The 15,516-nt window shown below is 75.9% G+C and carries 3 protein-coding genes and 1 pseudogene; 2 read left to right on the plus strand and 2 right to left on the minus strand.

Annotated elements, in window-relative coordinates; translation table 11 throughout:
* The first annotated feature begins 215 nt into the window (after nucleotides 1–215).
* Nucleotides 216–1,340, plus strand: a complete 1,125-nt coding sequence (locus tag IE330_RS33920) for a TolB family protein (RefSeq protein WP_190140022.1) — start codon at nucleotides 216–218, stop codon at nucleotides 1,338–1,340.
* A 147-nt stretch (nucleotides 1,341–1,487) separates the two neighbouring features.
* Nucleotides 1,488–1,751 (plus strand): annotated as a pseudogene (locus IE330_RS33925) (YciI family protein); the annotation flags it as partial.
* Here the strand turns inward: IE330_RS33925 and IE330_RS33930 are convergent.
* A complete protein-coding gene (locus tag IE330_RS33930; protein ID WP_190140023.1) occupies nucleotides 1,740–2,594 on the minus strand; it encodes an endonuclease/exonuclease/phosphatase family protein in 855 nt (284 codons plus the stop codon). The pseudogene IE330_RS33925 and the gene IE330_RS33930 sit on opposite strands and share 12 nt — an antisense overlap.
* Nucleotides 2,595–2,863: 269 nt before the next feature.
* Nucleotides 2,864–15,516, minus strand: a 12,653-nt coding sequence (locus tag IE330_RS33935) for a non-ribosomal peptide synthetase (protein ID WP_190140024.1), incomplete at its 5' end; no start/stop codon positions are given.

Raw genomic sequence — 15,516 nt, forward strand, 5'->3', positions numbered from 1 at the left:
GACCGCCCGCCGCCCGCCGCCCGCCGCGGACCACTCCCCCGATCCATGGCCGACAACGCACTGCCCCACGCCCCGGACCGCGTCTCACGAGACCGACTCCCCGTCCCTCAATACGTCAAGTGACGCATTGACCCCACAGCGCCATCGCGGTTTCATGCCTGTGGACCTCCGGTGGGGAATCGGAGGAGGAGACGTGTCCTTGCCTGGGGGGAAGTATGAGGGGTCATGCGAAGCGGGGTTCCACCAGACGCCTGCGGGGCGCCCTGAGCGCGGCGGTCGCGGTCTGCGCGGTCACGGCGGCGCTGCCCGCGGCCGCCTCGGCCGAGGCCCGCGGCGTGGCGGACGACCCCGGAGCCGGTGTCGAGCGGATCAGCGTCGCGGCCGACGGCACGCAGGGCGACGGCGGCTCCGCCGGGGCGTCGATCACGCCCGACGGCCGTCACGTCGTCTTCACGTCGGCGGCGAAGAACCTCGTGCCCGGCAGCCCCCCGCAGGGCGACGTGCCGTACGTCCGCGACCGGGCGGCCGGGCAGATCAAGCGGGTCGGGAGCTACACGCCGCTCCAGCCCCCGGTGATCAGCGGTGACGGGGCGTACCTCGCCTACGCGACGCAGTGGATGCGCGACGTGCGGATCTTCTCGCACCAGGTGAGCACGGGAGCGATCGCCGGGGTCAACTGCTCGGCGCACAGTTGCGGCCAGCCCTCGCTGAGCGCGGACGGCCGCCACCTCGCCCTCGCCCTCACCTTCAGGCCACCGCTGTCCGGCCAGCGCGTCGAGGTGCAGGACTGGGGCACCGGCGCCACAGAGACCGTCGCCGACCTCGGCCACACGTCCGCGGCCCGGCCGTCGATCAGCGGCGACGGCCGCCGTGTCGCCTACCAGGACGGCAAGGCCGGGGACGTGTTCGTGTGGGACCGGACCACCGGCACCTCCACCGGGCCGCTCGAAGGCCCCGCCACGACGGCGTCCCTGGTCCAGCTCAGCGACGACGGCGGCAAGGTCGTCCACCGCTCGGGCCCCGACACCTACGTCCACGACGTCGGCTCGGGCACCGCCCAACTCGTACCGAACGTCAAGGGCCTGGCCATCGACCCCACCGGCCGCCACCTCCTGTACGCCCCGCACGACACCACCGGGCCCGCCCTCGTCCTGCGCAACCTGTACACCGGCACCGACCGGACCGTCTCCCAGCAGCCCGCCACGGCAGGCGTCGACGCCGTCAGCGCCGACGGACGCCACGTCGTCTTCCAGTCCGCGGCCGACGACATCGTGCCCGGCGACACCAACGGCACGTCGGACGTCTTCATCCGCCACTTCCCCGCCCTCCCCGAGGGCTGACCACGGGCCCGCCGGAACGGGGCGCTGCGCGGTCCGCGCGGGAAAACGGCTCGCCTCGAACGCCTCCCCGGGGAGATCATCAGCCATGGAGTTCCTCTGCCACCACCGCGACCGGCCCGGCTCCCTGCCCCCGCGCGACGAGCTGCTCGGTACCTGGTGCTCGGCTTCGGCGAGGGGCAGGCCGTCGACCTCGCGCCGCGCGGCCGGGACGAGCTGATCGCCTACGGGCCGCTGCTGTCCGACGACGGCACCGCCTGGCTGGGGACGGCGGCGCTGGTCCGGGCGGCGGGTCCGGACGCGGCACGTGCCGTCCTGACCCCGGGGCGGTACGCCGACGTCGAGGTGCACCGCTGGCGGTTCGGCGGGCGGCAGGCGCTCCCTGCCGAGGGCGGGTTGCGGTCAGCTCCGTGAGGTCGCGCGCAGGTCGGCGTGCACGAGGTGGTGGTCCGAGTACCGGGAGGCGTGCACGCCCTGGGCGCGGGGGGTGAGGGCGCGCAGGAAGACGTAGTCGAACTTGAGGTGCCAGTCGGTGGTCGGCTCGCAGGCGCCGCTGGACAGGGGGCGGCACCGGGGGTCCGCGTCCGTGGCCAGGGACCACAGCGGGGACAGTTCGGGGGCGGCGGGCACGGCGTTGAAGTCGCCGAGCACGATCGCGCGGTCGTGCCGGGCGACCCGCTCGGCGAGCACCCGGGCCTGGGCCGCGCGGACCGCCTCCTGGCGGCGTTGCGCGAAGTGCGTGTTGAAGACCCGCACGGACCGGCCCCCCACCTCGGTGGTCACCGCCATGTACCCGCGGTCCTCGGAGCCGCCGTCGGGGTACTCCACGCTCACGCGGTCCGTCATCGGCGCCGCCGAGAGGATCGCCTGGCCGAACGCGCCCGGGCGCCACGGCCAGCCCCCGCAGCGGCCGCGGTGGCGCAGCACCGTCCCGTACTCGACGTGGTACACCAGCCCGTACAGGCCCTCCAGGTAGTCCCGGATCTTCTCGACGTCACGTATGCACGCTTCTTGCAGGCCGATGACCTGGGGGGCGAACCGGGCGATCTCCGCCGCACGGCCGGCGTTACTCGCGTCGCAGGGGTTGCAGATGTTCCACGTCATCACCCGGTCCGGCTTGACGTCGACGTCCCTGGCGGCCCCGTCCCGCGGCCCCTGGACGTGGAGGGGGCTGCTCGGCGCGCTGGGACCGACGAGCAGCATGCAGGCCGCGGCCACGGCGCCCACCAACAGCCACGTGCCCTTTCCGAACACCATCGCCTCCTCACAGCGGACAGCGCGTCCGACGTCGACCCGCCCCGGGCCGGGCGACGGGATGACAGGTACCGCACCGGTACCGCGCCGTGTGCCGGAACCCGCCGTACCGTACCCGTCCCCGGATCAACGACTCGCGCCGCGCCCGTGTTCCCCTGGGTACGCGCGAGAGCCGCCCTTGTTCCCCGGGTCCGCGGGACGGCCGCCCGGTGGCGCGCCGTACGCACGCGACGGCCGCTTCCGGTGTACCGGGCGCGGCCGTCGGCGGCGGCTCAGCCGCGCAGGTGGCGGTTCACCACGGCGCAGATCTCCGCCGCGGGTTCGGGTGCGGTGAGACCGTAGTGCGTGGCGTCGATGTCGTACGCGAGCACGTCGCCCTCGACGTACGGGGCCCACAGCCGGGCCTCCGGACCGGTGCTCCGCGTGGCCCGGAAGAACAGCACCGTGCCGCGGTACGTGGGCTGGGCGTACTCCCCCACCATCCGCACGTGCCGGACCATCAGGGCAGAGCCGTTCTCGATGACGGACCGGCGCTCCTCGCCGTCCTGGTCGCCCGGGAGGTAGCCGTCGAGGAACTCGCGCGCCTGGGACCGGTCGAGGAGGACCGCCTCCCGGTGCTCGGCGAACCAGTCGCTCGGGACCGCGTCGAGGATGCCCACCACCGGCACCTCGTGCCCGCGCCGCTGGAGCTCGGCGGCGACCGCGTGGGCCAGGGGGCCGCCCAGGGAGTGCCCGATCAGGTGGAAGGGGCCGTCCGGCTGGACCGCGAGGACCTGTTCCGCGTAGTCGAGCACCATGTCCGCGAAGCTCTCCGGCACCGGTGAGCCGTCGAAGCCGCGCGCCTGGATGCCGTACACGGGCCGGTCGCCCAACTGCGTGGCCATGCCCAGGTAGGACCAGGCGAGGCCGCTGCCGGGGTGGAGGAACCACACCGGCGGCTCGGCGCCGCCGCCCTTGAGGGGCATGACCACGCCGAACGGGTCGGTGGGGCCGTCCACGTCGGAGCCGGCGCTCAGCCGGGCCGCGAGGGCCCCGACCGTCGGGGTCTCGAAGACCACGCGTACGGGTACGTCCACGTTCAGCATCTTGCGGAGGTGTCCGACGAGGCGGGTGGCTCCGAGGGAGTGGCCGCCCAGGTCGAAGAAGTTGTCGTCGACGCCCACCCGCTCGACCCCCAGGATCTGCGCGAACAGGCGCGCCAGGACCTCTTCCTGCGGCGTGCGCGGCTCCTGCCGGGCACCCCCGCCCCCAGGGTGGCCGGGCTGTGGCAGCGCCTTGTGGTCGACCTTGCCGTTGGGGGTGAGCGGCAGGCGCTCGACGGTGACGAGCGCGGACGGCACCATGTACGCGGGCAGGCGGGCCGCGAGGAAGTCGCGGAGGCGGGCCGCCAGTTCCCCGCCCGCCGCGCCCGCCGCGTCCGCCACGTCGGCCTCACCCGCCACATCCGTCGCGCTCGCCGCACCCGCCGCACTCGTCGCATCCGTCGCGCTCGCCGCACCCGCCGTATCCGTCGCACCCGCCGTACTCGCCGCACTCGCCGCATCCGCCGCACCCGCCGCACCCACGGCCGCCCTGTCGACCGGGACCACGTGAGCCACCAGGTGCCTGCCGCCGACGTCGGCGGTGTCGCCCGCGACGGTCACCACGGCCTGGGCGACGTCCGGGTGTTCGGTGAGCGCGGCCTCGACCTCGGCGGGTTCGATGCGGAAGCCACGGATCTTGACCTGGGAGTCGGCACGCCCGTGGAAGACCAGGCGGCCCTCGTGGGTCCAGGCGACGACGTCCCCGGTGCGGTACGCCCGCTCGCCGGGCACGCCGTACGGGCAGGCCACGAAGCGTTCGGCGGTCAGGGCGGCCCGGCCCAGGTAGCCGCGGGCCAGGCCCTCCCCCGCCAGGTACAGCTCCCCGGGCACACCCGGCGGCACCGGCCGCAGCGCCCCGTCCAGGACGTAGGCGCGGGTGTTGTCCAGCGGCCGCCCGATCGGGAGCCGCTCCGGCAGCTCCCCGGCGCGGGACACCGGGTGGCCCGTAGCGAAGGTCGTCGCCTCGGTCGGACCGTAGACGTCGACGACCTGGAGGTCCGGGCAGGCCTCCAGGACCCGCCGGACGACGGAGGGCGGCACCACGTCGCCGCCCGTCCACACCTGGCGCAGGCCCGCGAAGCACTCCGGCCGCGTCTCGGCGACGACCTTGAACAGGCCGATCGTGACGAAGGCCGCGCTCACCCGCTCCGCCGTGACGAGCCGGGACAGGGCCTCGGCGTCCAGCAGTCCGGGAGGCGCCACGACGACGGTGCCGCCCCGGAGCAGCGGGGTCCACAGCTCGTACGTGGAGGCGTCGAAGGCCTGGTTGGAGTGGAGCAGGACGCGCTCGTGCCCGTCGGCGAAGCGGCTGTCCAGGGCCAGGCCCGCCACGGCCCGGTGCGTGGCCCCGACGCCCTTGGGCGTACCGGTGGAGCCAGAGGTGTACATGACGTACGCGAGCTGGTCCGCGTGGATCGCCGGGGCGGTGAACGGCCCGGCGGCACCCGCGGACTCCGCGCGCGTCCCGGCGGCGTCCAGGACGAGGTGGGGAACGTCGCCCGGCGGCAGCAGGTCCGCGGTGGCGGAGTCGGTCAGCACCAGGGCGGGCGAGCTGTCCCGGAGCATGAAGGCGAGGCGCTCGGCCGGGTGGCCCGGGTCCAGGGGCAGGTAGGTGCCGCCCGCCTTCAGGACGGCCAGGACGGCGGTGACCTGCTCCAGGCCGCGGGCCAGGGCCAGGCCGACCACCGACTCCGGGCCCACGCCGCGTCCGGCCAGGAGCCGGGCCAGGCGGTCGGACCGCCGCGCCAGTTCGCGGTAGGTCGACCGCCGCGCGCCGTCCACCACCGCCGGGGCGTCGGGGGTGCGGGCCGCCTGCTCCGCGAACAGCTCGGGGACGCTCCGGGCGGGCCTCGGCGCGGCCGTGTCGTTCCAGGCGCCGAGGATCCGCTCGCGCTCGCCGCGCTCCAGCAGGTCGAACCGGCCCAGGGGCGTGTGCGGGTCGGTGGCCAGCCGCTCGACCAGACGGACGTAGCGGTCGGCGATCGCGTGGACCGTGTCCCGGTCGAACAGGTCGGTGGCGTACTCCAGGGCGCCGACCACGCCCCGCCCGGGCAGCTCGGCCAGGTTGAAGGAGAGCGTGAACTTGGTGGTGCGGTTGTGGACCTCCACCACCTCCGCCCGCAGGCCGGGCAGGTCGACGTCCGAGGGGGCGAAGTTCTGCCAGGCGAACGCCACTTGGAACAGCGGTGAGTACGCCGTCGAGCGCTCCGGCCGGAGGAGTTCCACCAGGCGCTCGAAAGGCACGTCCTGGTGGTCGTACGCCGCGAGGGACTTCGTGCGGACCTGGTCGACCAGCTCGGCGAAGGTGGACCCGCCGCCGAGGCGGGCGCGCAGCACCCAGGTGTTGACGAAGAAGCCGACCATGTCGGTCAGGTTCTCGTCGGTGCGGTTGGCGATCGGGGAGCCGATGGTGAGGTCGTCCTCGCCGCTCAAGCCGTGCAGGAGGACCGCGAGGGCGGCCTCCAGGACGATCGAGGCGGTCGCGCCGCGCTCCCGGGCCAGCCGCTCGACCCGCGCCCAGACGGCGGGCCCCACCGGGGGCAGCTCCACCGCGTCGCCGTGGTGGCTCGTCACCCGCGGGCGCGGCCGGTCGGTGGGCAGCTCCAGGGGCTGCGGGACGCCGTCGAGTTCGGCGCGCCAGTAGGCGCACTGGGCGGCGAGCAGGCTGTCCGGGTCGTCCTCGGCGCCCAGCAGGTGCCGCTGCCAGAGGGTGTAGTCGACGTACTGGGCGGGCAGCGGGGGCCAGTTCGGCGCGGTGCCCGCGGCCCGGGCGGCGTAGGCGGTGCCGAGGTCCCGGAGCAGCGGGGCCATGGACGCGCCGTCGCAGGCGATGTGGTGCGGCATCAGCACCAGGACGTGGTCCCGTGCGGCGACCCGCAGGACCGCGGCCCTGACCGGTATCTCGCCGGCCAGGTCGAAGCGGTGCCCCGCGAACTCGGCGACCGCGTCCCGCACGTCGTCGGCCGCCACGTCCACGACCGGGACGTCCGGGCGCGCCTGGGCGGCGGGCACCACCCGCTGGTAGGGGGTGCCGCTGTCGTCCTCGGCGTGAACCGTGCGCAGGCTCTCGTGGCGGGCCACCAGGTCGCGCACGGCCGCCGTGAGCGCGTCGGTGTCGAGCGCGCCCCGTAGCCGCAGCGGGAGCGGCAGGTTGTAGGTGGCGGAGGGGCCCTCGTACTTGTGGAGGAACCAGAGGCGCCGCTGGGCGAAGGACAGCGGCACCCGCTCCGGCCGGGGTGCCACCCGCGCCAGCGGGGGCCTGACCCGCGCGCCGCCGTCGATCCGGGCGGCCAGGCCGGCGACCGTGGGGGCGGTGAAGACGGCCCGGATGGGCAGTTCGGCGCCCAGGGCCGTGCGGACGCGGGAGACGAGGCGGGTGGCCAGGAGGGAGTGGCCGCCCAGGTCGAAGAAGTTGTCGTCGACGCCGACCCGCTCGACGCCGAGGACCTCCGCGAACAGGCCCGCCAGGGCCTCTTCCCGAGGGGTGCGCGGTGCCCGGTACCCGGCGCCTCCCGTGAGGTCCGGCTCCGGGAGCGCCCGGTGGTCCAGCTTGCCGTGGGGCGAGAGCGGGAGCCGGTCGAGCGTGACGAACGCCGAGGGCACCATGGAGGCGGGCAGGTGCGCGGCCGCGTGCGCCCGCAGCTCGGCGGCGGACGGCGCGGCGCCGTCGGCGGGGACGACGTAGGCGACCAGCGCGGGCACGCCGCCCACGGCGGGGCGGGCGACCACGGCGGCCCGGGCCACCAGCGGGTGCGCGGCCAGGGCGGACTCGACCTCGGCGGGTTCGACGCGCACGCCGCGGATCTTGACCTGGGTGTCGGTGCGGCCCGCGTACTCGAGCAGGCCGTCCGCGGTCCGGCGCGCCAGGTCGCCGGTGCGGTACATGCGCGCGCCCGGCGGGCCGAACGGGTCGGCGACGAAGCGTTCGGCGGTCAGGCCCGGGCGCCGGTGGTAGCCGCGCCCGACGCGGCCCGCGACGTACAGCTCCCCCACCACGCCGGGCGGTACGGGCCGCAGCCCGGAACCCAGGACGTAGGTGCGCACGTTGGGGAGGGGCACGCCGACGGGGGCGGTCGAGGTGCCCTGCCAGCCGTCGTCGACGGTGCAGGTGGTGGCGTAGAAGGTCTCGCTCTGGCCGTAGGCGTTGACGATCCGCACCCCCGGCAGGGTCGCGCGGATGCGGTGGACGAGGGCCGCGGGCAGCGCCTCACCGGCGAGGACCACGGTCTTCAGGGTGGTGACGGCGGCGAGGTGGTCGACGAGTTCGGCGAAGGCGGACGGCACCGTGCTGATCACGTTCAGGTCGCGGTCCTGGCGGTCGGCCAGGGCGAGCACGTCCCGCACGATCTCGATGCCGCCGCCGGTGGTCAGGGCGCCGAACCACTCGAAGACGGCCACGTCGAAGCCGACCGAGGTACTGGCGAGGACCCGTCGGCCCGGCTCGATCCCGACCCGCCGCACGAGGCCGTGCAGGTCGTTGACGGCGGTGGCGTGGGGGACGCCGACGCCCTTGGGCTCGCCCGTGGAGCCGGAGGTGTGGATCTGGTACGCCAGGTCGTCGGGCACCAGCGGGCGGGTGCGCTCGCCGTCGTCGAGGTCGGTGGCCTCGTGGGCCGACACGTCGAGCTCGTCGAGCAGCAGCGCCGTGTCGGCGGCGTCCGGCGGCAGCGTCGCGGCCGTGGCGCGGTCGGTGAGGACCAGGCGCGGGTCCGCGGTGACCAGGACGCGCCGCACGCGGGCGCCGGGGTGGCCCGGGTCGACGGGCACGTAGGCGGCGCCGGCCTTCAGGACCGCGAGGGTGGCGACCACCAGGTCGGGCGTGCGGGGCAGGGCGACGGCGGCCAGGGCGCCGGGGCCGACGTCCCGGGCGGCGAGGTGGCGGGCGAGCCGGTTGGCGCGCTCGTTCAGCTCGCGGTACGTCAGCCGGTCGCCCTCGTGGACGACGGCGACGGCCTCCGGTGTGCGGGCGGCCTGCGCCTCGAAGAGGCCGACGAGGGTCCGCCCGGGCACCTCGGCGGTGGTGGCGTCGGCCTGCCGCAGCAGGTCGCGCTCCCCCTCGTCCAGGAGGTCGAGCGCGGCCAGCGGGGCGTGCGGGTCGGCGGCGAGGCGGGCGAGGACGCGCCCCAGGCGGGCGGCGAGGCGGGCGGCCTCCTCGGCGGTGAACAGGTGGCCCTGGTACTGGAGGGCCACCCGCAGCCGTGGGTCGGCCACGCCGAACACGGTGACCGGGTAGTGGGTGCCGCTCTGCGGGCGCAGGCCCGTGATGGCGACGCCTGCCCGGGCGTGCGCCTCCACCATGCCCTCGCGGTCGATCGGGTACGACTCGAAGGCGACGACCGTGTCGAAGAGGGTGCCCAGGCCGGTGGCCTCCTGGATGGCGCCGAGGCCGTGCTGGTGGTGGTCCAGGAGAGCGGCCTGGCGCTCCTGGAGGGTCCCGAGGACACCGGCGAGCGTGTCCCACGGGCTCAGGCGCACGCGCACCGGCAGGGTGTTGATGAACAGGCCCACCATCTCGTCGACGCCCGTCACGTGCGGGGGCCGCCCGGAGACGACGGCGCCGAACACCACGTCCTGCCGCCCGGTGAGGTGGCCGAGGAGGATGCCCCAGGCGCCCTGGAGCAGGGTGTTGACGGTGACGCCCAGCTCGCTCGCCCGGCGCGCGAGGTCCTGCGCGGTGGCGGGGTCGAGCTCCACCTCGACCTCGCCCGGCGCGCTCTGCTCGGTGGTGGCGGCGGGGGCGAGGAGGGTGGGTTCCGCGAGGCCGTCGAGCTCCTCGGCCCAGGCGTGCGCCGAGGCCTCGGGGTCCTGCCGCGCGCGCCAGGCGAGGAAGTCGCGGTACGGCCGGACCCGCGGCAGCCCGGACAGGTCGCCGCCCGCGGCGTAGCCCCGGATCAGGTCCCGCAGGAGCAGCGGCAGCGACCAGCCGTCCATCAGGGCGTGGTGCGCGGCGACGATCAGCTCAGCGCGGTCCTCGCCCGTGAGCACCAGCGTCATCCGCAGCAGCGGCGCCCGGGCCGGGTCGAAGTGGCGGGCCTGGTCGTCGGCGGCGAGCCGCGCGAGCCGCTCCTCCCGGTCGGCCTCGGGCGCGGCGCGCAGGTCCACGACCTGCCACGGCAGGTCGACGTGGGCGAGCACGAGTTGCGCCTGCTCGCCGGAGGTGGAGGTGGTGAACGCGGTGCGCAGGTTGGCGTACCGGTCGAGGAGTCCCTGGGCGGCGGCCCGCATCCGCTCGGGGTCCACGGCTCCGGACAGGTGGAACACGAACTGCATGTGGTAGGCGTCGAAGGAGGCCTCCGCGTCCGCCAGCACGCTGTGGAAGAGGATGCCGGACTGGGCCGGGGTCAGCGGCCACACGTCCTCCAGGCCCGGGTGGCGCTCCTCCCACTCCTCCAGGTCGCTCTGGGTGACGTCGACCAGCGGGACGTCCGACGGCGTGAGGCCGCCCGCGCCGGGCCGGGCGACGTATCGGGCCAGGCCCTCCAGGGCGGTCCGCCACAGCGTGGCCAGCTCCGTGACGTCCTCCCGGGCGAGCAGCCCGGTGGGGAAGCCGAACTCGGCCGTCAGGCGCGGGCCGTGGGCGCCGTCCACGACGTAGGAGTTGATCTCCAGCGCGCCGAGGGCGGGCATGTCGGCGTCGAGGCCGGCGGCCAGGTCCGCGGCGTCCGTGACGGGCGTGAAGCCGCCGCGCGGCTGCTCCGGCCCGTCGTGCGCGGTGAAGCGGCCCAGGTAGTTGAAGGTGATCTGCCCGGCCTCGTACGCGCCGAGGACCGGCGCGGTCGCGGGGTTGAGGTGGCGCAGCAGGCCGTAGCCGATGCCCTTGTCCGGGAGGGCGAGGAGTTGTTCCTTGACGGCCTTGACGGTGGCGCCCGCCGCCGCGCCGCCGGCGAGGGCGTCGGCGGGGTCGCAGCCGGAGACGTCGAGGCGGACGGGGTACATGCTGGTGAACCAGCCGACGGTGCGGGACAGGTCCGCGCCCGCGACCACCCCTTCCTCGCGGCCGTGGCCCTCCAGGCGCAGCAGCAGCGAGGGTTCCGTGACACCGCGGGCCGCGCGCCACCGTGTCACGGCCAGCGCGAGCGCGGCGAGCAGGCCGTCGTCGACGCCGCCGTGGAAGGCGGCGGGGACCGTGGTCAGCAGCGCCTCGGTGACCTCGGCGGGCAGGCGCAGCTCGACCGTGTCCAGGGTCGCGCGCACGTCCACGGCCGGGTCGAGGGCGCGGGTGCCGAGCAGCGGGTCGGGTCCTTCGACCACCGCGCGCCACAGCTCCAGCTCCGCGACGCGCTCCGGGCGCGCGGCCTCCTTCGTCAGGGCGTGCGCCCACTGGCGTACGGAGGTGCCGACGGGGGCGAGTTCGGGGGCCCGGCCCCTGCTGATCCGCTCCCAGGCACGGGCGAGGTCGGGCAGCAGGATGCGCCAGGACACGCCGTCCACGACCAGGTGGTGCAGGACGATGCCGAGGCGTCCGGCGGTCTCCGGGCCCGCGTCGAACCAGACGAAGCGGGCCATGTGCCCGGCGGTGGGGCCCAGTTCGCCGGTGGCCGCGTCGAGCGCGGCGGCGGCGCGCCGCCTCCAGGTGTCCTCCTGCCAGGTGCCGGCGACGGGCACGCGGCGGACGAGGGCGGCCACGTCGACGGTGCCCGGCGCGGCCACCTCGAGGCCCGGCCGCGCCCCGGACACCAGGCGGGAGCGCAGGACGTCGTGGTGGTCCACGGCCGCCGCGAGGGTGGCCACCAGGCCCTGTTCGTCGATGCCTTCGGGCAGCTCGACCAGCATGGTCATGGCGAACCGGTCGTGGCCGCCGTCCAGCGTGGTGAGGTGGCGGGCGACGGGCAGCAGGGGCGCGAAGCCCACGCCGCCGCCCGCCGGCTCCGCGAGGACCGGTACGGTCTCGGCGCCGCGCGCCACGGCCTCGGCGAGGCGGGCCACCGTACGGCACTCGAAGATCTGCCGCGGGGTGACCTCCACGCCGCGCGCGCGGGCCTGCGAGACGACCTGGATGGAGCGGATGGAGTCGCCGCCGACGGCGAAGAAGTCGTCGTCGACACCGACCTGTTCGACGCCGAGGACCTCCGCGTACGCGGCGGCGAGGGCCTCCTCGACCGCGGTGCCCGGGGCGCGGTAGGCGTCGCCGGAGGTCTCCGGCGCGGGCAGCGCGGCCTTGTCCAGCTTTCCGTTGGGGGTGAGGGGCAGGGCGTCGAGAAGCACGAAGGCCGAGGGGACCATGAACTCGGGCAGGCGGCGCGCGGCGAACGCGCGCAGGTCCTTGGCGGAGACACCGGCCGCCAGGTCGACGTCGCCCCCGGCGTCCGTGCCGGTGCCGGTGCCGGTGCCGGTGGGGACGACGTAGCCGACGAGCTGCGCGGCTCCCCTGTTCTCGCGGACCACCACCGCGACCCGGGCGACCCCGTGGTGGTCGTCGAGCACGGCCTCGATCTCGCCCGGCTCGATGCGCAGGCCGCGGAGCTTGACCTGGTCGTCGCCGCGGCCCAGGTACTCGAGCTGGCCGTCGGCGCCCTCGCGCACCACGTCCCCGGTCCGGTACACGCGGGTGCCGGGCGGGCCGTAGGGGTCGGCGGTGAAGCGGGTGGCGGTCAGGCCGGGGCGACCCAGGTAGCCGCGGGCCAGGCCCGGGCCCGCCACGTACAGCTCGCCGGGGGCGCCGGGCGGCACCGGCGCCAGGCGGGCGTCCAGGACCAGCAGCCGGGTGTCGGTGACGGCGGTGCCGATGGGGACCCGGTCCCCGGTGAGCGGGGTGCTCGCGGACGCGCAGACCGTGGTCTCGGTGGGGCCGTAGGCGTTGACGAGGGTGCGCCCCGGTGCCCAGCGGGCGGCGAGCGCCGGCGGGCACGCCTCACCCGCGACGGCGAGGACGCGCAGCCCGGGGAGGGTACGCGGGGCGTCCTCGGGCAGGGTGCCGAGCACGCTCGGTGGGATGGTGGCGTGCGTGACGCGGCGCTCGGCCAGCGCCCGGGCCAGGTCGTCGCCCACCAGGCGTGCCTGCGGCGGCACCACCAGCGTGGCGCCGGTGGTCAGGGCCATCACGAGTTCCCAGAAGGCGGCGTCGAAGCTGGGGGACGCGCTCTGCAGGACCCGGGAGTCCTCGGTGACGGCGAGGCGTGCCACATGGGTGGCGCTCAGCGCGGCCAGTCCGGCGTGCGCGACGACGACGCCCTTGGGACGGCCGGTGGAGCCCGAGGTGTAGATGACGTACGCCGGGTGGGCAAGGCGCAGCGGGACGGCGGGGGCGGTACCGGGGCTCTCGCGCCAGGCCTCGGCGACCTCCGGCGCGTCGATGGCGACGACGGCGGTGGGCAGCTCAGCGGGCAGGCCGTCGGCCGCCGCGCGGGTGGTCAGGAGCGCCGTGGGGGCGGCGTCGGTGACCATGTACGCGATGCGGTCGGCGGGGTAGTCGAGGTCGACGGGCAGGTAGGACGCGCCGGCCTTCATGACGCCGAGGGCCACGACGACCTGGTCCACACCGCGCGGCAGGGCCACGGCCACCGGCTGCTCCGGGCCGATGGCCCGGGCGCGCAGCCAGTGCGCGACGCGGTTGGCCCGCGCGTCCAGCTCCGCGTACGTCCAGGCGTCGTCGGCCGACTCCACCGCGAGGGCCTCGGGCGCGGCCCGCACCCGGGCCGCGAACAGCTCCGGGAACGTGCTGGCGTCGACGGTCGGTTCGGCGCTGGCGTGGGCGGCGAGCAGCCGCTCGTGCTCGGCGGCGCTGAGCAGGTCGGCCCGGCTGACGCGCTGTCCGGGGTCAGCGACGGCCGCGGCGAGCAGCCGGCGCAGGCGCGTGAAGGCGGCCTCCACGGTCGTGGCGTCGAACAGCTCGGTCGAGTACTCGGCGGACACCTCGATGCCCGCGGGCGTGGTGCCGTCCGCGTAGGTCTCGTCGAAGCTGAGCACGAGGTCGCAGCGCGCGGTGCCGGTGCCCGCGCCGTCGACGCGGACGCGCAGTCCGGGCAGGTCGACGCCGGTGCCGCCGTCGTTCTGCAGGACCAGGCTGATCTGGAAGAGCGGGTGGTGGGCGGTGGAGCGCTCCGGGTTGAGCTTCTCCACCAGGGCGTCGAAGGGGATGTCCTGGTGGGCGAGGGCCGACAGGCTGGTCTCGCGCACCCTCGCGAGCAGTTCGGCGAAGGTCGGGTCGCCGGAGGTGTCCGTGCGGATCACCTGGAGGTTGACGAACATGCCGACGAGGTCGTGGAGGCCTTCGTCGGTGCGGCCCGCGATGCCGCTGCCGAGGGCGATGTCGTCGCCGGCGCCGAGCCGGGTCAACAGGGCGGCCATGGCGGCGTGCAGCACCATGAAGGGTGTGGCGCCCGCGGACCGGGCCAGCTCCACGATGCCGCGGTGCAGACCGGCGTCCACGGTGAGGCGGAGCAGGTCGCCCTGGTGGCCGAGCACGGCGGGGCGGGGCCGGTCGGCGGGCAGGGTGACGCTCTGCGGGAGCTGCGCGAGCTGGTCGCGCCAGTAGCGGTACTGGCGGCTGAAGAGGCTGTCGGGGTCGTCCGCGTCGCCGAGGAGCCGGTGGTGCCACAGGGTGTAGTCGGCGTAGCTCACCGGCAGCGGTTCCCAGGCCGGGGCGGCGCCTTCGACGCGGGCGGTGTAGGCGGTCGCCAGGTCCCGGGTGAGCGGGGCCATGGAGAAGCCGTCCGCGGCGATGTGGTGGAGCAGCAGGACGAGGACGGCCTCGGTCGGGTGCGCGCGCAGCAGCCAGGCGCGGACGGGGATGTCGGTGGCCAGGTCGAAGGTCTGGCGCACGGCGTCCGTGACGGCCCGGGCCAGTGCGTCGGTGCCGTCGGCGCCCTCCGTGCCGCCGATGTGCCGCTCGGTGAGGGGCACGGGCGCCTGCGCCGGGTCGAGCACGTGCTGGTACGGGGTGCCGCCGGGGCCCTCGGGGAAGACGGTGCGCAGGGGTTCGTGGCGGGCGACCACGTCGTCCAGGGCCGCCTGGAGGGCGGCGGTGTCGAGGTCGCCCTCCAGGTGCAGCACGAGCGGCAGGTTGTACGTGGCCGAGGGGCCGTCGAGGCGGTCCAGGAACCACAGGCGCTGCTGCGCGTAGGACAGCGGCAGCCGCTCGGGCCGGTCCGTGACGCGGACGACCGGCGGGCGGGTGGGTGCCGCGCCGTCGAGGCGGGGCGCGAAGCCGGCCACGGTGGGGTGGTCGAAGAGGGTGCGCAGGTCGACCTCGGTGGCGAGGGCGGCGCGGACCCGGCTGACGAGCCGGGTGGCCAGCAGGGAGTGGCCGCCCAGGTCGAAGAAGTTGTCGTCGACGCCGACCCGCTCCAGGCCGAGGACCTCGGCGAACAGCGCGCACAGCAGTTGCTCGCGCGGGGTGCGCGGGGCGCGGCTCGTGGCCCCCGCGGCGAAGTCCGGCGCGGGCAGCGCCTTGTGGTCCAGCTTGCCGTTCGCGGTGAGCGGCACCTCCGGGATGACGACGACGGAGGCGGGCACCAGGTGCGCGGGCAGCCGGTCCCGCAGCCGATCACGGACGGCGGCGGCCAGGTCCTCGTCCGCGACAGGCAGATCCTCGCCCGCGACAGGCAGGTCCTCCGCCGCGGCAGCCAGGTCCCCACCCGCGGCGGCTGGATCCTCCCCCGCGGCGGCCGGGCCCTCCCCCGCTGCGGCCGGGTCCTCGCCCGCTGCGGCCGGTTCCGCGTCCGCCACGGCCGGGGCCGCGGGGACGACGTAGCCGAGGAGGCGGCGCTCGCCCGCGGTGTCCTCGGCGACGGTCACCACGGCCTGGGCCACACCCGGGTGTGCGGCGAGCGCGGCCTCGACCTCGGCGGGTTCGATGCGGAAGCCACGGATCTTGACCTGGGAGTCGGCACGCCCGTGGAAGA

This window comes from Streptomyces longispororuber (genome assembly GCF_014656095.1).
Lineage (GTDB): Bacteria > Actinomycetota > Actinomycetes > Streptomycetales > Streptomycetaceae > Streptomyces > Streptomyces longispororuber.

What these genes read in the sequence shown, in the direction of transcription:
- IE330_RS33920 (WP_190140022.1), top strand. Translation starts at nt 216, where the DNA reads ATGAGGGGTCATGCGAAGCGGGGTTCCACCAGACGCCTGCGGGGCGCC.
- IE330_RS33930 (WP_190140023.1), bottom strand. Translation starts at nt 2,594, where the DNA reads ATGGTGTTCGGAAAGGGCACGTGGCTGTTGGTGGGCGCCGTGGCCGCG.